At 50.7% G+C, this 22019-nt stretch carries 18 protein-coding genes and 1 pseudogene; 11 read left to right on the top strand and 8 right to left on the bottom strand.

Annotation, left to right across the window (positions count from 1 at the left end; all coding sequences use genetic code 11):
* From KK083_RS19940 to KK083_RS19925, 4 genes and pseudogenes are all read left to right on the top strand, one after another.
* A pseudogene (locus tag KK083_RS19940) lies at positions 1-510 on the top strand (DNA polymerase III subunit delta); the annotation flags it as partial.
* 54 nt (positions 511-564) lie between these two features.
* Positions 565-1497 (top strand): hydroxymethylbilane synthase, encoded by a 933-nt coding sequence (gene hemC / locus KK083_RS19935; protein ID WP_254166830.1) that lies wholly within the window; start codon positions 565-567, stop codon positions 1495-1497.
* 78 nt (positions 1498-1575) lie between these two features.
* Positions 1576-2442, top strand: coding sequence for a peptidylprolyl isomerase (locus KK083_RS19930; protein ID WP_254166823.1), 867 nt, complete (start codon positions 1576-1578; stop codon positions 2440-2442).
* 7 nt (positions 2443-2449) lie between these two features.
* Positions 2450-3358, top strand: a complete 909-nt coding sequence (locus tag KK083_RS19925; protein WP_254166822.1) for an SDR family oxidoreductase — start codon at positions 2450-2452, stop codon at positions 3356-3358.
* A 128-nt stretch (positions 3359-3486) separates the two neighbouring features.
* On the opposite strand, the gene KK083_RS19920 is transcribed toward KK083_RS19925, so the two are convergent.
* The 3 genes from KK083_RS19920 to KK083_RS19910 form a co-directional block, all read right to left on the bottom strand.
* Positions 3487-4893, bottom strand: coding sequence for an APC family permease (locus KK083_RS19920; protein WP_254166821.1), 1407 nt, complete (start codon positions 4891-4893; stop codon positions 3487-3489).
* A 78-nt stretch (positions 4894-4971) separates the two neighbouring features.
* A complete protein-coding gene (gene pafA, locus KK083_RS19915) occupies positions 4972-6627 on the bottom strand; it encodes an alkaline phosphatase PafA (protein ID WP_254166815.1) in 1656 nt (551 codons plus the stop codon).
* Positions 6628-6701: 74 nt separating this feature from the next.
* Complete coding sequence (locus KK083_RS19910) at positions 6702-9308, bottom strand: WG repeat-containing protein (RefSeq protein WP_254166813.1); 2607 nt, start codon at positions 9306-9308, stop codon at positions 6702-6704.
* A gap of 190 nt (positions 9309-9498) precedes the next feature.
* Between KK083_RS19910 and KK083_RS19905 the strand changes: the two genes are divergently transcribed.
* Complete coding sequence (locus KK083_RS19905) at positions 9499-10944, top strand: hypothetical protein (protein WP_254166811.1); 1446 nt, start codon at positions 9499-9501, stop codon at positions 10942-10944.
* Positions 10945-11089: 145 nt separating this feature from the next.
* Here the strand turns inward: KK083_RS19905 and KK083_RS19900 are convergent, their stop codons facing one another.
* The 4 genes from KK083_RS19900 to KK083_RS19885 form a co-directional block, all read right to left on the bottom strand.
* A complete protein-coding gene (locus KK083_RS19900) occupies positions 11090-11497 on the bottom strand; it encodes a response regulator (RefSeq protein ID WP_254166809.1) in 408 nt (135 codons plus the stop codon).
* Positions 11498-11557: 60 nt separating this feature from the next.
* Complete coding sequence (gene amaB, locus KK083_RS19895; protein ID WP_254166800.1) at positions 11558-13099, bottom strand: L-piperidine-6-carboxylate dehydrogenase; 1542 nt, start codon at positions 13097-13099, stop codon at positions 11558-11560.
* 179 nt (positions 13100-13278) lie between these two features.
* Positions 13279-14712, bottom strand: a complete 1434-nt coding sequence (locus tag KK083_RS19890) for a trypsin-like peptidase domain-containing protein (RefSeq protein ID WP_254166798.1) — start codon at positions 14710-14712, stop codon at positions 13279-13281.
* A gap of 128 nt (positions 14713-14840) precedes the next feature.
* Positions 14841-15281, bottom strand: a complete 441-nt coding sequence (locus KK083_RS19885) for an Hsp20/alpha crystallin family protein (protein WP_254166796.1) — start codon at positions 15279-15281, stop codon at positions 14841-14843.
* Between the two features lie 369 nt (positions 15282-15650).
* Between KK083_RS19885 and KK083_RS19880 the strand changes: the two genes are divergently transcribed.
* On the top strand, positions 15651-16199 hold the full coding sequence (locus KK083_RS19880; protein ID WP_254166794.1) for an SMI1/KNR4 family protein: 549 nt from the start codon (positions 15651-15653) through the stop codon (positions 16197-16199).
* Positions 16200-16213: 14 nt separating this feature from the next.
* Here the strand turns inward: KK083_RS19880 and KK083_RS19875 are convergent, their stop codons facing one another.
* A complete protein-coding gene (locus KK083_RS19875; RefSeq protein ID WP_254166789.1) occupies positions 16214-17434 on the bottom strand; it encodes an ABC transporter permease in 1221 nt (406 codons plus the stop codon).
* A gap of 76 nt (positions 17435-17510) precedes the next feature.
* Here KK083_RS19875 and KK083_RS19870 point away from each other — a divergent pair, with 76 nt between their 5' ends.
* The 5 genes from KK083_RS19870 to KK083_RS19850 all read left to right on the top strand — a co-directional run bounded on the left by KK083_RS19870 (position 17511) and on the right by KK083_RS19850 (position 21895).
* Positions 17511-18707, top strand: a complete 1197-nt coding sequence (locus KK083_RS19870; protein WP_254166785.1) for an exo-beta-N-acetylmuramidase NamZ family protein — start codon at positions 17511-17513, stop codon at positions 18705-18707.
* A 63-nt stretch (positions 18708-18770) separates the two neighbouring features.
* Positions 18771-19406: an endonuclease III gene (gene nth, locus KK083_RS19865; RefSeq protein ID WP_254166783.1), complete on the top strand. Its 636-nt coding sequence runs from the start codon at positions 18771-18773 to the stop codon at positions 19404-19406.
* 153 nt (positions 19407-19559) lie between these two features.
* Complete coding sequence (gene fmt / locus KK083_RS19860) at positions 19560-20480, top strand: methionyl-tRNA formyltransferase (RefSeq protein WP_254166836.1); 921 nt, start codon at positions 19560-19562, stop codon at positions 20478-20480.
* 52 nt (positions 20481-20532) lie between these two features.
* On the top strand, positions 20533-21039 hold the full coding sequence (locus tag KK083_RS19855) for a dihydrofolate reductase (RefSeq protein ID WP_254166775.1): 507 nt from the start codon (positions 20533-20535) through the stop codon (positions 21037-21039).
* 55 nt (positions 21040-21094) lie between these two features.
* Positions 21095-21895 carry an SDR family oxidoreductase gene (locus tag KK083_RS19850; RefSeq protein WP_254166773.1) on the top strand — a complete coding sequence of 267 codons (801 nt, stop codon included), beginning with the start codon at positions 21095-21097 and terminating at the stop codon, positions 21893-21895.
* Positions 21896-22019: the final 124 nt, after the last annotated feature.

The raw sequence follows: 22019 nt of genomic DNA, 5'->3' as shown, positions 1-22019 counted from the left end.
CTTACGGGGCCGCTGCTGAACGCCGAAGACGTGGAGGCCTGGTTAAAGAACAATCGCGCGATAGACGACAACCGTGCGCGCAAGATCGTGCAGCTGGCCGACGGCAGCCCGAACATGGCGCTGAAGCTGCTCGAAAACGAAGAAGACAACAACACGCAGCGCTTCACAGAATGGATGCGGGCCTGTTTCAAAAAGAGCTACGGTGCCCTGGTGACTATGGCCGATGATTACCATGGGCTGGATAAGCTCAGCCAGCGCAACCTGATGGCTTACAGCATGAACATGATGCGCGAAACATTGCTCTTCACTTCAGGCGCAGGAACCATCAACCGTGCGCGTGGAGAGGAGCTTAAGTTCATTCAGGATTTCAGCAAGGTGATGAACGTTGAAAAAGTAGAACGGTCTTTTACGCTGCTGAACGATGCCAGCTATCACCTGGAGCGCAACGGCAGCGCCAAGATGATCTTCCTGGACCTCTCGCTGAAGCTGGCCAAGACCCTCAATCCATAACGGTGTGGATACTCACGTGAAGTAATTTATAAAGATCAACCAACGCCTAATATCATGAACAAGATCATTCGTATCGGGACAAGGGGCAGCAAGCTTGCTTTATGGCAGGCGAACCATGTAGCAGATCTGATCAAACCTTCGGGCTACCAGACGGAGATCGTCCCGATCGAAACACGGGGAGACAAGATCCTGAATGTGTCGATCGCCAAGATCGGCAGCAAAGGTGTTTTTACGGAAGAGATCGAAGAGAAGCTCCTGGATGGCTCCATCGATATTGCCGTGCACAGCGCCAAAGACCTGTCATCTTCGCTGGCCGATGAACTTGAGCTGATCGCGTTCACGGAGCGGGAGCCGGCAAACGATGTGGTGCTCACCACCAAAAAGGGATTCAGCCTGAAGAACGAAGGCATCCGGATCGGTACATCGTCTACCCGTCGCGTGGCGTTTCTCCGGCATTTTTATCCCCAGGCCGAAGCTGTTTCCATCCGCGGAAACCTGCAGACACGCATCGAAAAGCTCAACGCGGGTCAATGCGACGCGCTGATCCTCGCTTACGCAGGTGTTCACCGCATGGGATACGACAACCTTATCATGGAGCAGATTGAAACCAGTTACTTTGTTCCACCGGTAGGCCAGGGAAGTATTGCCATTGAGTGCCATAAAAAACTGAGCTTCGATAAAAAAGAGGTGATCGAGCGCTGGGTGAATCATGTACAGACGGAAGATTGTATCCGCGCCGAGCGGGCTTTTCTCAAAACCCTGGAAGGGGGCTGCAGCATTCCCTCGTTCGGTTATGCGTGGATGGAAGGCAACATGCTCACGCTAAAAGCAGGCATCATTTCCCTCGATGGCAAACAAGTGGTGAAAGTGAAACGCTCTTCATCGCCGGAAGAAGGAAAGGAATTAGGCAAAGGTATTGCCAACGAGGTGCTGGCCAACGGAGGCGCCGACATCCTCCAGACGATCAAGACCGCCATCAAAGCCTGAAGTCAAATCACTGAATGATAAGCCCCGTGCCTTATTCCAAGAATCGTTAAATTTACAGCCTTATTGGTATAATATTTTATGAAGAAAAGACAATTGCTCATTGCCGCCTGTTTTGTTTTTGCCGTACTCACAGGTTGTGCGCAAAAAAAGGATCACGTTGTGACCATTAAAACAAAATTCGGCGACATGGTGGCGATCCTGTACGATGAAACACCCAAGCACAAGGAGAACTTCATTAAACTGGCCAGGGAACATTACTTCGACAGCCTGCTCTTTCACCGCATCATCGAAGGTTTTATGATCCAGGGTGGTGATCCGGAATCGAAAAAAGCGAAAGCGGGTCAGCGCCTGGGCAATGGTGGCCCTGGTTATACCATCGATGCCGAGTTCAATCCCAAGTTCTTCCATGAGAAAGGCGCGTTGTCAGCAGCCCGTCTTGGCGATCAGATGAACCCTGCCAAAGCCAGCAGCGGAAGCCAGTTCTATATCGTTCAGGGAAAAAAATACGATGAGATGGAGCTGCGCATCGACCAGCAGAAATTCGGCATGGCGCTGCAGCAATTTTTTCAGAAGCCCGAGAACAGGGTGTATTATGACAGCATCGCCAAACTTTACCAGGCGGGAGATCAGAAAGCCTATGAAGCTTACATCGTGAGCCTGAAACCTGTGGTTGAGACCCAGCTGGGCATAAAATTGGAGAAGGATCTTTCGCCCGAGCTGGTGAAGGCTTACACCACAGTAGGCGGCACCCCCATGCTCGACGGCGCGTACACCGTATTTGGGAAGGTGATCAAAGGACTTGATGTTGTAGACAAGATCGCGGCACAGCCCAAAGACGGCGCCGACAGGCCTACGGAAGACATTCGCATGACGGTTACCGTCGAAGAAATGTCGAAGGCGAAGATCAAAAAACTATACGGATACACGTATCCGGATGAAAAATAAGAACTGAATGAAAATTCTTGTAACAGGATCGAACGGATTACTTGGCCAGAAGCTCACGCCTGTCTTGCTGAATGACAAGACCATTACACCTTGTTTCACTTCGCGTGGCAAAACGGTGCTTCCCGGCCTCGATTCTGTTTTCAAGCCGATGGACATCACGGACGCCGACGCCGTAGACACCGTGTTCAATGCCTTCAAACCCGACGTGGTGATCAACACCGCCGCCATGACCATGGTAGATCAGTGTGAAACCGACCGGGATGCATGCTGGCTTGCCAATGTAACGTCTGTGGAGAACCTGGTCAGTGCATCACGGGCCGTGAACGCCCACTTCATTCATATTTCAACTGATTTCATTTTCGATGGAAGCCATGGCCCCCTCGATGAACAGGCGCAGCCCAGACCCGTGAATTTTTATGGCGAGAGCAAACTGGCCGCCGAAACGGTGGTGATGAACAGCGGTCTTAGCTGGTCCATCCTGAGAACGGTGCTGGTGTATGGGATCACCAACGATATGAGTCGCTCCAACATCGTGCTGTGGGTGAAAGATAATCTTGAAAAAGGAAAAACGATCAAGGTTGTCAACGACCAGTGGCGCACGCCTACGCTGGCCGAAGACCTTGCCATGGGTTGTTACCTGGCAGCGAAAAAGAGAGCCAAGGGCGTATACAACATCTCAGGAAAGGACTTCCTCTCACCGTACGACATTGCCATCAAAACGGCAGATTTTTTTGGTTTGGACAAAAGCCTGATCACCGCCGTAGACTCGAACACATTCACACAACCTGCGCGCCGCCCTTTGAAAACAGGGTTCATCATCGACAAGGCACGCAAGGAGCTTGGTTACGAACCACACAGCTTCATCGAAGGCATCAAACTCTTATCGGAGCAGATCCTGGTGCAGGCTGCGAAGTAAACCGGTCCACAGACGACGGTCGACGGTCCACAGTAGGTAGGGTTGAAGGTACGATTTACGAGGTACGAAGTACGATCGGTTACGTTATCGCGCATTGCTGTGGACCGTGGACAGTGGTCTGTGGACTCTTAATCCTTCTGCTTCTTCTTTTGCATGGCCAGATAATAGATCGGGATACCGATAAGGGTAATGATCAGTCCTGGCCAGGTGAACTTGGGCTTATACACGATCAGCAGTGTGCAGAAGGTCAATCCCATCAGGATATACACCAGCGGAAGCACCGGATAACCAAACGCTTTGTACGGACGCGGTGCTTCAGGGCGCTGCTTGCGCAGGATGAAGATGCCGATGATGGTAAGCATATAGAAGAGCACTACCACAAAAGAGACCATATCGAGCAGGTCGCCATACTTTCCGCTGAGACACCAGAGTGAGGCCAGCACACACTGGAACCACAAGGCCCACTGGGGCACTGCAAAACGGTTGAGCTGACCCGCCTGCTTGAAGAACAACCCGTCTTTGGCCATGGTATAATACACCCGGGCGCCGGCCAGGATAAGACCGTTGTTACATCCGAACGTTGAGATCATGATCATCACGGCGATGATGAACGTACCGATGTTGCCAAAAATTACATGTGATGCCGCCACGGCAACCCTGTCTTTTTCAGCGGTAGCGATCTCGTTCAAAGGCAACACCGCGGTGTACATCAGGTTGGCCGTTACATAAATGATGGTTACGATCAGCGTACCGAGGAACAGGGCCAGGCCGATGTTGCGCTGCGGATTCTTGATCTCTCCGGCAATGAAGGTCACGTTGTTCCAGGCATCGCTGCTGAAGATGGAGCCTACCATGGCTGCGGCGATAGCACCAATGGCCGCGATGGTGGTATACGTTTCTATGGATCCGTCAACATTCAGCTTATGCAGATCCCATGCGTTGGTCCAGTTGGCGCTCCACACATCAGGATTCATCATGATCAGTCCTGCGATGATGAGCCCGAAGAGACTGACCAGTTTGGTTACGGTCAGCGTGGTCTGAATGGCCTTGCCGCCTTCAACGCCCCGGCTATTGATGTAGGTAAGCAATACAATAGTGGCGATGGAGAGCACCTGCGCTGGCGATATGGTCAGGAAGCCCAGGTCGAGCAGCACGAGGTCTTCACTCACACCCGGGATCAGGTACGCCGTGAACTTCGAGAAGGCCACGCCCACCGCCGCGATGGTTCCGGTCTGGATCACGGCGAAGAAGCTCCATCCGTATAAAAAAGCGATCAGTGAATTGTAGGATTCCTTGAGGTAAACATACTGGCCCCCGGCTTTGGGAAACATACCACTCAACTCACCGTAGCTCACGGCCGCGGTAATGGTCATGAACCCTGTGATCAGCCAGACACCGATAAGCCAGCCGGAGCTTCCGACGTTGCGAACGATGTCTGCGCCTACGATAAAAATTCCGGAGCCGATCATGGAACCTGCCACGATCATGGTTGCATCCCAAAGACCCAATACGGGCTTAAATTTTGTTTCGCTCATGAAAATCCTGATCTAAATAATTTTTGAAGATAAGGATTTCGTGATAAAACAAGCCACTTTTTTACACGAGTTGAAAAACTAGTCCTCGAACAATTCCGCTACAGGCTGACCTGTGCAACCACTGGGGAATTTGATATGAAGGATAGACGAGATCGTGGGCGCGATATCCGTGATGGGATGATACCTGACGGAAGATCCTTTACGCACACCAAATCCATAGAACAACATCGGCACATTGGTATCATACGTATACGGAGAGCCATGTGTGGTTCCCTGCACACGGCCTGCGCCATACCATCCTGATTCCAGCACCACCACCACGTCGCCTGAGCGCTTGGCGTGATGTCCCCTGATCACCATACCCTTCACGCCGGCCTCATCATATCTCCCCTGCCGCAGCACGTTCTCGGCGTAAGCGTTGGCAACTCCCTCCTGTGTCATCAGGAAATTCACCACCAGCTCGGCGGCCACCATCAGCTCCACACCCGATGCTTTGGGATCGTTCTGGAAGGCGTCATGATTGAAAAAGATCTGCTCTCCGTCAACATACTCGATCACGTCTTTGCCGGGGAAATATTTTTTCAGGAAGTCGTTCAGTGTTGCCTTCATGTTAGAGGCGCTGAAGTAACCTGCAGGAACCTTGTTGTCTTTCAGGTATTGGGCTACATCGGCCACAGCATGATCTGCAGAAAGGAACACCGTATATTTTCCGGCACCTACTTTTGAATCGAGGTTCTTCAACAGCTCTTCAAGACTCTTGTCGAGGCGAAGGTAAGTGTCTTCGATCTCCACGGCATTGGGCCCCACACCGTGCCCGAGAATATCGGGTTGTGAAAACGAGATGGTTAAAAAGTCCGTTATCTCGTCCTGACCCATCTTCTCGCCATCGATGGCAGCCTTCGCCATTTCAACAAGGAAATCATTGGCAAAAGGCACGTTCACCAGCAGGTCATATCCACCACTTTTGGCACGAAGCTCTTTCAGGTTATAAGGGAATGTGGGTTTGTCTTTGCCGCCCAGCTTGTTCTCGTACGGGGTATCATCAGCACCACTTTCCACATATTGCTCGATCGGGTACAAGGTCTTCCATTCCTGCGAAAGGTATTTATCGGGTAGCCCTAACGCGTTAAACTTCTCCACCCATTGCGGAAGCTGGCTCATGTACCAGGTGCTGCTCACGAACGTTCCCGTTTTGCTGTCATACCAGTATGCTGCGTCTGCCATGTGACCCGCCGGCAATACAGCACCCCTGTCTTTAATAGAGACGCCAACTACTTTTGCACGTTTCTGCGTGAACAGCTTGAGCTCGTCTGTCACCGTGGTGGTGAGCAAACGCCATGGCGAGATGTCGCCTTTGCCTTCGGGGCTACCCACTACTTTTTGCGTGGGGTCGTTCACACAGTTCACTTCTTTTTTCAGGCTTTTGTCGTACCATTCATTGCTGATAATGCCATGGTAGGCAGGCGTGGAGCCTGTATAGACGGAAGCATGGCCCGGACCTGTTACGGTAGGGGCATAGTTATAATGTGCATTCTTCACCATGAAGCCGTCGTTCATCAGCTTTTTGAAACCTCCGTTACCGAACTTATTATAGAAACGGTACAGATATTCCTGGCGCATCTGGTCAACTACAATGCCTACCACAAGTTTAGGGCGTTCATTTACCTGCCTGGCAGGCTGGGCCAGCACATTGGCTGACACAAAAAATGCTAAAATGATTATACTGGGCTTCATACACACTTTTAAAATTCCGGCTTTAATATACTGAATAACGGCACAGTGAAAATAAATCCTATGTAAATGGTTCATTAATTATCCGGACAATATATTTTCTCGTAGTCGTCAGCATTGTCGTAGACCTCGCGCCGCAGCAGTTTTCCGTTCTTATCATAATAGATCACCACAAAAATGGAGGCCTCGGTCACATGCTTTTCTGTAAAATACATGGGCTCCTCTGCCGAGCCGATGTTCACCAGGTCTGAAAAAGTAATGGGAATGACGGTGCCGCGTTTGTTGCTCAGCACACCATACGCATTGTCGCGCTGAACGATGGCCACTTTTTCATCCGGAGCATCGCGCACCATGTGGATGTTACGGATGCCCGGCATGGAGACCTCTTTCGAGCGGATATCGTACAGTGACCAGAGCTGGTTTACTTTGATCAGGGCAGCGGTGTCGTTCCAGAAGCGGATCTCCTCAAAGGTTGTTTTGTCGGCAGGTCTTCCGTTCCAGTCCACAAGATGATACTGCCCATCGCGATACACGGCAACAAGATCCATGAAGGGGATCAGGTTCTTGTCAGACTGGGGCTTGATCAGCTTCTCGCGTTCTGTATGATACAGTCCGAATTTCATAGCCTTCAGCAGCGACACAACGTTATCGGTAACGCTTCCGATGGCATCGTACTCCACGGGCAGCACAGTTTTTCCTTCGGCGTCGGTGAGTCCTTTCTTCTCCTTTTTATGAACGATGAACAGGTCGCGGCCGGCATGCTGTACCTGGTCAAAAGACGCTGTAAAAAGTTTCTTTCCCTGGCGGTTATACAGTGATTTTACAACCTCCGTGGCCTTCCTGTTCCGGCTTGCTTTTCCTGACGCCGGAGCCTCCGCCGTTTCTACGCATAAGAATGACGTTGAATCTTTTCCAGGAATGAAGAGGGCTTTCGCGGGCCGCGGAAATCCGATCGTGGTATGCTCGTTGAAATAAACGGAGAGTGTATCGGCCTTCACGCCCACGGCAAAAGGTCCTTCGAACCTGATGCTGTCATACGCGGGGCTCTTATATTGCTGCAGGCTGGTGTCGAACAGGTGCCACGCTCCATCCTTCCGCACGGCTGTCCAGGGTTCAGAAAGCTTCACCTGCTCGAATGCCGAAGCTTGTTTTCCCGCACGATCATAGATGCTGTATCCTTCATAAGAGCGCCCCATGAAACCGAAGAATGTAGGAACGATCTCCTGCCTGCTCCGGGAGATGATCTCGCCGAGGGTCTGATTCAGGATGATGCGCGAGTCGCCGGCACTGGCTGAGACCAGGCCACCGGGCAGGAATTTGATCTCGTCATAAGCATCGGACGTCACAGTTCTTTGCTCGTCGGCCAGCGCCACTACCTGTTGCAACGTGAGCAGATGCCACTTGTTCTTTTTCTTCAGCGCAAGCACGTTATGGTCCATCATCACAGCATCCCATCCCTGCTGCAATATGGGCCGGCCTGTGAGACTATAAATATACCATTGGTCGTTTCGCTGCAGGGAAAGAAACCGGTTACCCAGGATGCGGGCATCAGCGGTGCAGGGGGTGAAGACACGCCCCGACTTGTGAACCACCACACGGCAGTTGCCCGAGGTCAGCTTCAGGAACCCGGCCCCGAGGTCGTCGGCTTCCTCCACTTCTCCCGTATACACCACGTGGCCGTCACGGGCCAGCACCCTGCCGGGCAGCACCAGGATGTCTTCGGTGATATTGCCACACTTGTAGTCGTCGCCGAGTGCTTCGATGGTGGGGGGAATGATCTCTTTGCCTTCGTGATCCATGAACCCGAACCGGTCATTGCGTAAAAAAGGTACGATGTAGTTTTCCTGCAGGCGAATAATGTTCTGCAACGAATCGGAAAGATAAAGGCCTGGCGTCTGCGGGTCGTCCCTCTCCTGCAGGAGGTGGAAGAGGATGTCGTTGGCCCGCTTTACCTGTGTGCTCGCCGGATAAAGCTGAAGGAACGAAATGTAGCGTTCCACTTCTCCCGACAAGGTGAAAAGCTCAAAAATGTTCTGCTCGATCTCGCGGCGGAAAGGTGTCTCAGGATAGTTCCGCAGAAAGTTCTCAAAGCTCACCAGGCGTTTGTCTTTGGTGAGGGTCTCGTACAGAAGTCTGTCGTACTTGGTCCTGGCCATGGGAGCTTTGGCGGCCTGCGGATACTTTTTCAGGAATTCGAGAAAGGCCTCGTAGGTGTTCACGGTGGCGGCATGGAGGTAGGCTACTTCATCGCGCAGGTCCGTGGCTGCCTGGCGCTGCCGGGTAAACGGGTGCTCTTTCAGGTACCGGATGAAGGCTTCTTCGGTATTGACGAGGCGCACGGCTTCAAAGGCGGCACTGTCTATGGAGACACGCAGGTTCACGAGCACGTTGCTGTCGAGCGGCATGCGCTTCATACGTTCACGCTCTTTTAAGGATGTGAGCGGCAGGTCTTTTAACGCTCCCATAACATAGCTGTAAGCCGAGTCGAGGTTGTAGGCGGGGTTCTCGCGGTTGAAGAAACAGGCCGACAACAGGTACCGCGAAGGCACGTTGACGCTGTCTTTACGGATCGATTTACGAAGTTGAGTTTCAGCTTTTTCCCAGCCTTTTTTCCGGAGGCTTTTCATGGCGGCCCGTTCCGGCGCACCAGCCACCTGGGCAAAGTTTTCCCCTATTAAAAACAAGATTGCAACGACTAAAGCTATTTGTCTGACCACGACGCTCATTTACTGGATGCGAAACTACAAACTTAATTCAAGCCGCGTTACTTTAACAGAAGCCCGGAAAAATGCAATTTTACGCTCAAAGGCTTATCCGGGTATTATTGTATACAAGGATAAATTTTGTAAATTTTCACTTTGTAAAACCGCTTTCATGGCCAAGCTAAAGAATATCATCAAACAGCTATCTGAAAAAGACTTCACCGCAATCTACAACTCCCTTATCGAAAGTAACGCAGAAAAGTCAGCTTACCTGCTGAAGGCCCTGCGCGAACGTTCGCTGTCAGACAACAAGATCATGACAGAGCTGGACGTTAACGCCAATGCCTATTACACCCTGCGCTCGCGGCTGAACCTCAAGATCGAAGAATACCTGATGGAGCAGCTGGAAAGCCCGCGAACGGACGTGTTGCGGAAAGTTGCCAATATCAACGAGGTGATCTTCACCAAAAAGAAAGCCATTTCCATCGCCACGCTCAAGAAACTGGAGAAAGAGCTGCTGGATTACGACCTGGCCAACGAGCTGACCATTATTTACAAGTCGCTGAAACGGCTGAACATCAATTCGCCCGATTATTTCCAGTATTCCCAGCTTTACAACAGGCACGTAGCCTATATGCTGGCAGTTGACAAATCGGAGGACCTGCTGGCCGACTACTTCAAAAAATTTGGCGACTACCTGCTGAATGGCGCCGAGATCGAAAAACTGGGACTGAACCTGGTGATGAAGGAGATGCAGAACGTGGCCAAGCTTTACGAATCACACCGGCTTTACGTTTACCAGAGCTGCATGTACGTATTCCACCGGCTGTTTGTGGAAGTGGACGACAATATGCAGCAGGATGGTGAGTCGATCGAGGATATCTTTGACAAGGTTCAGAAGATCTTCGAAAGCTACCACCTGGATGCCATTTATTACCACCTCAACCTGGTGTTCGAGTTCCTGAAACTGGAATACTACAACCATTATAAGGTGTACCGGCAGGCCGAGAAGTACTTCGAAGAGGTGAACGACGCCTGCGCCAACCTGATGGTGAACTACTCCACTTTCACGTTCCCTGCCCAGTTCCTTATTTCAAAGATCGAACGGCACCTGCGGAACGGCACCGAAGCTGAGCTGTACATCGAGAACGAAAATGTTTTCGAAGACTACGAGGTCGATTCGATGGACGTACCCAAGCACATTGTATATACGGTTTACCGCTCCATCTCCTGCTATTACGCGGATAAGTTTGACGAGGCTGCGAAGCTGATCAACAACCTGCTGAACGAGGTGAGCCTGAAGAAATATCCTTATGCACAGCTCGAGATCAAATCGCTGCTGGCCCTGCAGTATGTGCTGGTGAGGGATTACGAGCTGTTCAACCAGCTTTCCAACAGCATTCAGCGACAGATCAGGCTCTTCGGAAAAGACAGCTGTGAGAACATCATGCTGTTCCTCAAGATATTGAAGATCGCCACCAGCGAAGCCAAAAAGGAGAAAGCCAAAAAGATCTCGGCGCTGATCCCCCGGCTGAGCACTACCACGGTAGGTTATTTCGCCCCCACCAAGCTCATCAAGCTCGACGACAAGTTCGTACGGTTGCTGACAGAAGTTTAAGAACTACAAATCCCGTTAGGGGCGACATATGCGTATATGTCATCCCTAACGGGATCCTGATTGCCTGCGCATCAATTATCTACCAATATTTCGTCTCCGACGACTAAAGGTGTGACGCCTGCCGCTCCGTAATTCTGTTATACGGTTATAATTCCAGCTTCACGATGCTATCGTGAGAAAGGGGCTTGTTAAGGTAAAGCTTAACATTCTCGTATTTCTTTGAGCGGTTAAAATCCTGTGGGTTGATGGACGACGTGAGCATAACGATCTTGCATTTTTTCTTTGCTACGTTGCTCAGCTTTTCGAACTCATCCAGGAACTGGAACCCGTCCATGAGAGGCATATCGATATCCAGGAAGATCACATCGGGCAGCACTTTATCGGCAACATCGAGCTTCTCCATGTTGCGTAAGAATTCAATGGCGCTTTTTGCCCCGGTGTGTGTATAAATGTTCTCTGTAATGGAAGCCGCTTCTATCATTTTCTGGTTAATGAGGTTGTCAATTTCATTATCATCAATGAGCATGACGGTGCGGTATTTTTTTCCGGGCATAGGCTGTTTTTAGAAAGCTGTATAAAAATAATTGTTTGACGCTTATTTCCAAACTTTGTTTCAAATAGCAAATTTTATTCCCTGCGCCAGGGGAAGGGTATCGCCATAGTTGATGGTGTTGGTTTGCCGGCGCATGTAAACTTTCCAGGCGTCTGATCCTGACTCCCGGCCCCCACCTGTCTCTTTTTCGCCTCCGAAAGCGCCTCCGATCTCAGCGCCGGAAGTACCGATGTTAACATTGGCAATACCGCAGTCAGATCCATCGGCAGAGAGGAACAATTCCATCTCGCGCATGCTGCCGGTCATGATGGACGACGACAATCCCTGCTTCACACCGTTCTGCATACCGATGGCTTCCTCGATGTCGCTGAAGCGGATAAGGTATAAGATCGGGGCAAACGTTTCCTGCTGCACGATCTCGTATTCGTTCTCCACCTCGGCAATGGCGGGCTTCACATAACAGCCTGATTCGTAACCTTTACCACTGAGCACGCCGCCCTGAACCAGAATGCGGCCTCCTTCTTTCTTCACTTTGCGCAGCGCGTCCTCATACATTTTTACAGCCTGTTTGTCGATGAGCGGACCCACATGGTTGGCTGGATCGAGCGGATTGCCGATGGAGAGCTTGCCATAGGCATTCACCAGCCTCGACTTAACTTCTTCATAAACGTTCTCGTGCACGATGAGCCTGCGCGTGGTTGTGCAGCGCTGGCCCGCGGTACCCACCGCACCGAAGAGCGCGCCTCTGATAGCGATGTCGAGGTCAGCGTTCGCCGTAATGATGATGGCGTTGTTACCGCCCAGCTCCAGCAATGGACGTCCCAGCCTTTCGCTCACCGTTCTTGCAACGGCCTTGCCCATACGCACCGAGCCCGTAGCCGAGATCAGCGGAATGTTCTCATCGGCAGACAGCCACTGGCCCACCTGCGCGCCACCGTTCACCACACATGATACACCTTCGGGCACACCCATGCGCTCAAATACTTCGTTCACAATATTCTGGCAGGCAATGCTGCAGAGCGGAGTTTTTTCTGACGGTTTCCAGACGCACGTATCACCGCAGACCCATGCCAGCATCGCGTTCCACGACCATACGGCTACCGGGAAATTGAAAGCCGTGATGATGCCTACAGGCCCGAGCGGGTGCCATTGCTCATACATGCGGTGCTGCGGGCGCTCAGAGTGCATGGTGAGGCCATGCAGCTGTCTTGAAAGGCCCACGGCAAAATCGCAGATGTCGATCATCTCCTGCACTTCACCCAACCCTTCTGTATAGGATTTGCCCATTTCGTAAGAGACCAGCTTACCCAGGGGCTCCTTGTATTTTCTCAACGCCTCCCCCACCTGACGAACCACTTCGCCACGTTTGGGTGCGGGCCATTTACGCCATTCCTTGAAAGCTTGTGTTGTTTTTTCTACGACCTGACGGTACGCCTTTTCATCGGCTTCGTAAACCGCACCGATGAGTTTTCCATCTACGGGAGAAAATGATTCGATCAGCGCGCCGGTGGACTTCAGCCACTTGCTGCCGGTGGAGACACCAGGATTTTTCTTTTTAACACCCAGTGATGACAATGCCTCTTGTATGCCGAATTTTTGCATGGGAATTCCGGAAATTGAGGCACAAAGCTAGCTTTTATTTAGGTAACGGAACAGGATTGGGAGCAATTTCACTGTTTACAGTGACGAAGAGGTACGAAGTGCGAAGTACGAGGTACGATTAGCCGTTACCACGCATTGGGTCTCGCAAAAACGGAAGTTCACAGCTCGTACGGTTACACCTACCAGTCTACACCGTAGGTTCCTTTTTTCCCATCGCTGTAGTAACCTTCTATGAGAATACCACCTTTCTTGTAGTCGAGTATGCGGTTGAGGTCCTCCACGTTATCTACGGGCACCTTATCGATGTAGCCAATGACAAAACCTCTTCTCAATCCGGCTTTTTTCCACTTGCCATCATCCACATCTTTTACCTTCACACCACCTTCCAGCAGCAGCTTGGCAAGCTCGCGGTACGGCACATTTTCAAAGGTGGCACCATCGATGCTGTAGCTCACTTCCTTCTTCTCCATCACCTCGTTGCCGTTGCTGTTCTTGAGCCGTGCCTTCACGGTACGCTTTTCACCTTCCCTGATGAACGTGACCTGTATCTCTTTGCCGGGGCGGTTGCGGGCCACCCACTCCTGCAGCTCTGACACAGAATTTACAATGTGGTTGTCGATCTCAATGATCACATCACCACGCAAAATGCCCGATTGTTCTGCCGCGCTTCCCGGATTAACAGTACTCACCAGCACGCCCTGACTCACCGTTAAGTGTAATGTTTCTGCGATGGAGGCATTCACATCGCCGATGCCGATGCCCAGCAATCCGCGCTGCACTTCGCCATACTCCAGCAGGTCATCCATCACCTTCCGCACCAGCGCAACAGGGATGGCAAACGAATAACCCTGGTAACTTCCGGACGATGTTGCTATGGCCGTGTTGATGCCGATCAGCTCGCCCCTGAGATTCACCAGGGCGCCGCCGCTGTTTCCGGGATTCACTGCGGCATCGGTCTGAATAAAAGCTTCTACCTGGTAATTATTTTTTTCACGCAGTATACCGATGTTCCTCGCCTTGGCGCTGACGATGCCGGCTGTCACGGTAGAGTTAAGATCGAACGGGTTGCCGATGGCCAGCACCCACTCTCCCGGCTGAACGTTGTCAGAATTTCCATATTTCACAAAAGGCAGATCCTTCGCTTTGATCTTGAGCAGCGCCAGGTCTGTGGTAAGATCAGTACCCACCAGCTTGGCATAGAACCGCTGGTTGTTGTTCATCACTACTTCAATGTTGGTGGCATCTTCGATCACGTGGTTGTTGGTGACGATATAACCGTCGTCGGAGATGATCACCCCTGAGCCTGATGAGTGAATGGGTCTGTCATAGTCGAGCAGCGGATTGAGACTGAAGTTCCCGGGGCCGTAACCGGTGCGGATGTGTACCACAGCGGCCGTTACCATTTTGGCGGCATCGAGAAAATCGAGGCCCTCGGGGATCTTATACGCCGTATCTACTGTGTTGGAAGCGAGCACAAGCTGCTGTCGTTCATCGATCGAATTGTAAGGGGCCGACTCGATGTCGAGATACCGGATCGTAAAAATTGAACCTAACACGCCACCCAGGCAGGCAACTATTACCAGCACCAGAAAAATAAACAGAGAACGCTTCATATCAGACCCTTTAGGATAAGAAAGTTAACGTTAATTTCTAAAAAACGATCCTGGCCAAAATAAAAAAAGCGCCTCCGGAAGACCGGAAAAGCGCTTTAACCTTAACCTAAACCTAAAACCTATATCTCTTAACCAACCTTGATGGTGGTCTTCAATGTTTTCTTCTCGTCTTTAGGCACCAACACTTCCAGGATGCCATTGTTGTACTTCGCGCTGATCGCAGAAGCATTTACATTGTCAGGCAGCGAGAAAGAACGGCTGAAAGTACCGTACTGGGTTTCGATGGTGCGGTAGTTGTTCTCATTTTTTTCGCGGCTGAATTTGCGCTCGCCGCTGATGGTGAGAAAATTGTCGTTCAGGTCGATTTTGAATTCTTCCTTGTTCATGCCAGGAACGGCCACATGGATCTCAAATGCCTTCTCATTTTCAACAACATCTACCTTGGGAACGAAGGAGTAAGCGGCTCCGCCCGAACGGCTCAGGCTCTCGTTGAAGAAACGATCGATCATGTTGCTGAAGGTTGTGGGTACAAAGTCATTCAGCGAGGTGTTATAACGTACGATGCTCATAGTATTGTTTTTTTTAGGATTATACATTTCAGTTTTAAATGTTTCGAGGACCCTATCAGGGAAAAACATGCCGGAAGGCTTTTTAAGCCATAATGACCTGTTTTTGATTATTTTGAATGAATTTCAAGACATAATGACCTGAAATAGCCCTGATTTGGACCGCACGAAGTGGCATTATTGCATGGCTTGGTCTTCGGATTTTAAAAGGAACGTTTAAGGACCGATTGAAACCTCCGGCTATCCTGCCACCGGATGAGCCCAAAAGCCAGCCATACCTTTTTCGGGCTGCTTCCCCGGTTTTGTATCGTATTTTGCGCTGCCTGTTCATAACCTGTGCGGGCAAAAAACATTAACCCAATCACTACACAGATGCAGACCCTTCTCAATACCCTTGACAAACACCTTCAGGAAAAGCGCCCCGATTATTACAAGGATCTCAGGCCTCCACTTACCGACCAGCAGATCGGAGACCTTGAGAAAAAGTATAACCTCCAGCTACCATCCGATGTCAGGCTGCTCTATCAATGGAAAAATGGACAAGACGACTATAAGCGCTTTGTCAATAACTCGACGTTTATGCCGCTGGAAAGTGCTTTGGAAAGTTATGAACTGCTTACCGGCATGATCGGCTACGACTTTGAGATCAAAAACTGGTGGAACGAACACTGGATTCCACTTTTCGAGAATGGAAGCGGCGATCACATTTGTGTTGATATGGCAGGGATCTTTACAGGCGATGCAGGACAGATTGTTGATTTCTGGCATGATTCACCCGGCAGAAATGTTACGGCACCAAGCCTCGAAGCTTTTATCGGCTCCCTGAACAAATATTACGAGACCACAAAACCGGAAGATTTCGACGAATTCTTCATCATAGAAGGGATCAAAGGCTATCCAAAAAGGTTCGAGGTGAAATAGTTCTTAACCCGCTATCAATCAAACTTGATCGACCGGATGGGGTTGATGCTGGCGATGGCCATGGTAGGCAGCAGCAGCACCAGGGTGACAATGAGCAGGATCACGAGGTTAAGCATGAGAACGATGTCCCAGTGCCAGCTGATGGGCACAAATTCCATGTAGTAGTCCCGCGGATTAAGGGTGATCAGCTTGAACTTGTATTGAATGAAGCACAAGCCGAGTCCCAGCAGGTTGCCCAGCAGCAGTCCCTTCAGGATGAGGGCCACGCCATTGTAAACGAAAATAGATCGCACAAGCCCGTTGGAGGCGCCCACCGCTTTGAGCATGCCTATCATCTGGGTACGCTCCATTACCAAAATCAGTACGATGGAGATCATGTTAACGCAAACCACGGTGAGGATGATGCCCAGCAGGATGTTCACCTGCCGGCTCAACAAATGCAGCCACTCGAAGATCTGGATGTAACGGTCGCTTACCCGCTCGATGTTGAGGTCATAGTCCATCATTTCACCGATCGATTCTGCCGCAGCATCTACCTGCTCTGGATCCTTCACAAAAACCTCCAATCCCCCGGCCACACTATCCGCCCAGTTGTTGAGCCGTTGGATCATCCGGATGTCACCGATGATCACTTTGCTATCGAAATACTCCGAGAGGTTGGTCTCATAGATGCCCACAACCTTCAGCTTTCGGAAACGCGGCGGGTTCTGAAAAAAATGCACCACCACATCGTCACCAACATTCGTCTTCAATGTATTGGCGATGGTCTTGCTCAGCACTACCTGGTTAGCGTAGCCGGAATCAGGGAACTGGATGAACTCACCCTGGATCAGGTTCTGGCGGAACGACTCCGTATCGAAACTTTTGCCCACGCCCTTGATCACCACGCCCAGCACTTCATCGTCTGTTTTTACCACGCCCACCTTATGGGCATACTCCTGCACATGGCTGATGAGCGGTAACTGATGTTGTGATTTGTAGAGGTCAATGTCATAATCCATCGGCTGCTCTTCCGGTGAATTATTCATGCTGAATTTTGTTACGATGATGTGGCCGCTGAAGCTGTAGATCTTGTTCTTGACAGTTTCCTGGAAACCTTTCATGATCAGGAAAGAGACAATGGATGCCGCGAGACCGATGGCGATGCTGGCAATGGCGATCTTATGGATGATAGAAGAAAAACCTTCTTTCTGCCCTTTGCTTATCCGCTGCGATATAAAGTAGGAAAGGTTCAATTTTTGTAACTTTTCGGCCGCAATGTTGTGCAAAATAAAAATAAGTAGTTCAAGTCCATTCCCCACGAAAATAAATATGCGAAATATTAATCTGTTCACCTGGCTTTTGCTGGCTTCGGTATGGTTTCAGTGCGGCAACACACAACCTGTTCTCACGGAACCACCAGCCCGGACCACCGTAAAAACTTCGCCCCTGGTTGGTGCAGCACAGCTGGATGTTTTTTTACCGAAGCTCAAGGGAAAGAACGTGGGCCTGGTGGTGAACCATACAGCACTGGTGGGAAAGACACACCTGGCCGATACCCTGAAGGCGCAGGGCATTACCATCAAAAAAGTATTCGCGCCTGAGCACGGTTTTCGTGGCGCTGTTCCCGATGGCGAGACCATCAAAGACGGTTTCGATACCAAATCAGGCCTGCCTGTTATTTCGCTTTATGGCAACAACAAGAAGCCCACACCCGAACAACTGGCAGATGTTGACGTGCTGATCTTCGACATCCAGGACGTGGGCGTGCGTTTCTACACCTTCATCAGCACGCTTCACTACGTGATGGAAGCTGCCGCCGAGCAAGGAAAAAAAGTGTTGGTGTTAGACAGGCCCAATCCCAATGGAAGCTACACCGATGGTCCCGTGCTGGATCCTGCATTGAAATCGTTCGTAGGCATTCATCCGATACCTGTGGTTCATGGAGTCACGGTCGGGGAGCTTGCCCGCATGATCAATGGCGAAGGCTGGCTCGACAAGGGTGTGAAATGTGACCTGGAGGTTGTGCCGGTGAAGAACTGGAGCCACCAGGATCCGTATTCGTTATCGCCCAAACCATCACCCAACCTGCCCAACGATCAGGCCATCAGGTTGTACCCTTCACTCTGCCTGTTTGAAGGCACCGTGATCAGCGTAGGCCGGGGAACACAAACACCTTTTCTGATCGTAGGCAATCCGCTGCTGAAGGACCTTCCTTTCCAGTTCACACCGGTAGCCATTCCTGCCATGTCGAATACACCGCTGCACCAGAACAAATTGTACTATGGGCTTGATCTGCGCCAGGTGAAAGTTGAGCCGAGACTGGACCTGAAATACCTGATAGACCTTTATCAACGTTATCCTGAAAAGGAAAAATTCTTCACCAGTTATTTCGACAAGCTTGCCGGCACCACGGCTTTGCGCCAACAGATCACAGGCGGCATGACCGAAGAGGCGATCAGGAAAACGTGGCAGAAAGATCTGGACACTTACAGAACCATACGACAGAAATACCTTATGTATCCATAATCTCAGGTTTATGAATGCGGGATTGAAATCGTCACTCAAAAAATCTGAACTCGTAAATTCCAGATGACTAAAGCTGAAAAAGTAAACGACATCTTATCGATCCTGGAAAAATATTTCCCGAACCCGGAAGTGCCGCTTCACCACAAAGATCCTTACACATTGCTGATCGCTGTGCTGCTGTCGGCACAGTGTACGGATGAACGTGTGAACAAGACCACCCCGTTGCTTTTCAAACGTGCGGATAATCCTTACGATATGGTGAAGATGAGTGTGGAGGAGATCCGCGAGATCATCAAACCGTGTGGTCTTTCGCCTATGAAATCAAAAGGCATCTATGGTCTTTCGAAGATCCTGATCGAAAAATACAATGGCGAAGTTCCGCGCACCTTCGAGGAGCTCGAGGCGTTACCTGCGGTGGGACACAAAACGGCATCGGTAGTAATGACCCAGAGCTTCGGTTTCCCGGCCTTTCCTGTGGACACTCACATCCATAGGCTTGCATACCGGTGGGGATTGTCGACCGGTAAAAGTGTGGAGCAAACAGAGCACGATCTAAAACGCCTGATCCCCGAAGCGAAGTGGGACAAGGCTCACCTTCAGATCATTTATTTCGGCAGAACGTACTGCCCCGCGCGCGGGCATGTGTGGACGGAATGCCCGATCTGTTCCAAGTATATGCGAAAGGAATTGAGAGATTGAGTTTGACACATCGGTTTTCCGCAGATCACGCGGATAATCGCTGATTTTTAGCGCAAAATGAATCTGCGTACATCTGCGAAATCCGCGGGAAATGCATTTTTCTGCCGGTTATTTATTTACTTCACGTTTTGATTCCCAAAAGATCAACTCCCCATTATGGCTGATTTAAGGATCATATTTATGGGAACGCCGGAATTTGCGGTACCCAGTCTCGAGATGCTCGTTGCCAACAAGCTCAATGTTGTGGCTGTGATCACGGCGCCTGATAAGCCCCAGGGGCGTGGGCAAAAAATTGTTCACTCACCGGTAAAGGCCTGCGCGCTTCAGCACAACATCCCGGTGCTGCAACCTACCAATCTGAAATCGCCTGAGTTTCTGGAGGAGTTAAAAAGTTATAACGCCCAGCTCCAGGTGGTGGTAGCTTTCCGCATGCTGCCGCAGTCCGTGTGGGACATGCCTGAGATCGGCACCTTCAACCTGCATGCCTCGCTCTTGCCCGATTATCGGGGTGCAGCCCCTATCAACTGGGCGATCATCAACGGCGAAAAGGAAACGGGTGTCACTACTTTTTTTCTGGAGCAGGAGATCGATACGGGAAGTATTATTTTCCAGGAGAAGGAACCTATCGATGCCAACGATACCGCAGGCTCGTTGTATGAGCGGCTCATGAACCGTGGTGCTGCGCTGGTACTGAAGACGGTAACAGGCATTGCAGCAGGAAAATATCAGTCTACTCCCCAGCCCAAAGGTGCTGCCTCGAAACCTGCGCCGAAAATTTTTAAAGAGACCTGTGAGATCAATTGGAATCAGACCAGTGAACAGGTGCGGAATTTTGTCAGGGGATTGAGCCCCTATCCCGCGGCCTGGGCTACGATTGAAGGCAAAACTTACAAGATCTTCAAGGTCTCCATTGTTTCGGACAACGAAAAGAAATCAGCAGGCGAGTACACCACGGACCACAAGCGTTATCTTTATTTCAAAACCGAAGACGGGTGGGTCTCGGTAGATGAGCTTCAGCCAGAAGGGAAACGCAAAATGGGAATTGAAGATTTTTTCAGGGGCAACAGGCTCTAGCCGCGAGCTTTTAGTTTTGAGGCGCCAGAGATTAAAAAAGAGAAATTGATTTATGATTATATCGCTCATTGCTGCCATGGCGCAGAACCGTGTGATCGGAAGGAACAACGATCTTCCGTGGCGCCTGCCCGACGACATGAAGTTTTTCATGCAGCAGACCAAGGGACATCATGTGATCATGGGAAGAAAGAACTATGATTCGTTGCAGGAAAAGTTCAAGCCACTGCCCAACAGGACCAACATTGTGGTGACCCGGCAAAAAAATCTTAACGCCCCGGGTTGTATTGTAGTGAACGCCGTGGAGCAGGCGCTGCAAATTGCGCAGCAGGCCCACGAACCGGAAACGTATGTGATCGGTGGCGCTGAGATCTACAAGATCGCACTGCCGATGGCGCACCGCATATACCTCACAGAGATCCATGCCGATGTGCAGGGCGATACGTATTTTCCCGACTTTGACAAAAAGGAGTGGGAAGAAGTATCGCGTGTGCCGCACCCGGCGGATGAACGCCATCCATTCGCATTCGACTTTGTGATCTACGAAAAAGAGCCAGGCTAACCCGATATTGTCTCATCCCGATAGCTATCGGGACTCACATCTCATATCTGATTGTATGACTTACCTCACCAACAAAGTTATCTGGATCACCGGCGCATCGTCTGGCATCGGAGAAGCGCTCACTTACGAGCTGGCAAAGAAAGGAACCAAGCTCATTTTGTCGGCCCGCAGAAAAGAGGAGCTTGAACGGGTGAAGGGCAACTGCCCCGCGGAAGCCCAGCCCAACATCCGTGTGCTGCCGCTGGACCTCACGCAGACGGCCATGCTGCAACTTTCTACAGAAGCCGCGATCCAACTTTTCGGACATGTCGACATCCTGGTGAACAACGGTGGCATCAGCCAGCGCAGTCTTATTAAGGAAACGTCAGCAGAAGTTGACCGAAAGCTGATGGAGGTAAATTATTTCGGCGCGGTTTCGCTTACCAAATACCTGCTGCCGCATTTCATAAAACGAAAGCAGGGGCACTTTGTAGTGGTCAGCAGCCTCACCGGCAAGTTTGGAACACCCTATCGCTCGGGCTATGCGGCATCGAAGCATGCTTTGCACGGTTTTTTTGATGCCGTGCGTGCCGAACATTACAGCGACAATATCAAAGTGACCATGATCTGTCCCGGTTTCATCCATACACCCATCACCTACTCTGCGCTCACGGGCGATGGCTCTGTGCTCAACCAAATGGACGAAGCACAATACAAAGGCAAACCCGCCGACTGGTGTGCCGCCAAAATCGCCAAAGCAATGGAAAGCAAAAAAGAGGAGGTATACATCGGCGGAAGAGAAGTGCTGGGCGTTTATATCAAGAGATTTTTCCCTTCATTGTTCTCGAGGGTGATCAGGAAGGTTGCCGTGCGCTAATAATAGGCAGTAGGCAAACCCCGATAGTCATCGGAGCAGTAGGCAATAGATAGCCCAAAATTCTGTGGTTGCCCTTCGATCGAAGGATGCAGATGACCGGTTCACACCAAATTTTGCCTACTGT

It is taken from the genome of Chryseosolibacter histidinae, from assembly GCF_018598225.1.
Taxonomy (GTDB): domain Bacteria; phylum Bacteroidota; class Bacteroidia; order Cytophagales; family Cyclobacteriaceae; genus Chryseosolibacter; species Chryseosolibacter histidini.
Note: the sequence above shows the minus strand (reverse complement) of the source record. Positions and strands in the feature narration are given on the sequence as shown.

Bases quoted from the DNA above. Each gene is read 5' to 3' on its own strand.
- hemC (WP_254166830.1), top strand. From the start codon at position 565: ATGAACAAGATCATTCGTATCGGGACAAGGGGCAGCAAGCTTGCTTTA.
- KK083_RS19930 (WP_254166823.1), top strand. From the start codon at position 1,576: ATGAAGAAAAGACAATTGCTCATTGCCGCCTGTTTTGTTTTTGCCGTA.
- KK083_RS19925 (WP_254166822.1), top strand. From the start codon at position 2,450: ATGAAAATTCTTGTAACAGGATCGAACGGATTACTTGGCCAGAAGCTC.
- KK083_RS19920 (WP_254166821.1), bottom strand. From the start codon at position 4,893: ATGAGCGAAACAAAATTTAAGCCCGTATTGGGTCTTTGGGATGCAACC.
- pafA (WP_254166815.1), bottom strand. From the start codon at position 6,627: ATGAAGCCCAGTATAATCATTTTAGCATTTTTTGTGTCAGCCAATGTG.
- KK083_RS19905 (WP_254166811.1), top strand. From the start codon at position 9,499: ATGGCCAAGCTAAAGAATATCATCAAACAGCTATCTGAAAAAGACTTC.
- KK083_RS19900 (WP_254166809.1), bottom strand. From the start codon at position 11,497: ATGCCCGGAAAAAAATACCGCACCGTCATGCTCATTGATGATAATGAA.
- amaB (WP_254166800.1), bottom strand. From the start codon at position 13,099: ATGCAAAAATTCGGCATACAAGAGGCATTGTCATCACTGGGTGTTAAA.
- KK083_RS19890 (WP_254166798.1), bottom strand. From the start codon at position 14,712: ATGAAGCGTTCTCTGTTTATTTTTCTGGTGCTGGTAATAGTTGCCTGC.
- KK083_RS19885 (WP_254166796.1), bottom strand. From the start codon at position 15,281: ATGAGCATCGTACGTTATAACACCTCGCTGAATGACTTTGTACCCACA.
- KK083_RS19880 (WP_254166794.1), top strand. From the start codon at position 15,651: ATGCAGACCCTTCTCAATACCCTTGACAAACACCTTCAGGAAAAGCGC.
- KK083_RS19870 (WP_254166785.1), top strand. From the start codon at position 17,511: ATGCGAAATATTAATCTGTTCACCTGGCTTTTGCTGGCTTCGGTATGG.
- nth (WP_254166783.1), top strand. From the start codon at position 18,771: ATGACTAAAGCTGAAAAAGTAAACGACATCTTATCGATCCTGGAAAAA.
- KK083_RS19855 (WP_254166775.1), top strand. From the start codon at position 20,533: ATGATTATATCGCTCATTGCTGCCATGGCGCAGAACCGTGTGATCGGA.
- KK083_RS19850 (WP_254166773.1), top strand. From the start codon at position 21,095: ATGACTTACCTCACCAACAAAGTTATCTGGATCACCGGCGCATCGTCT.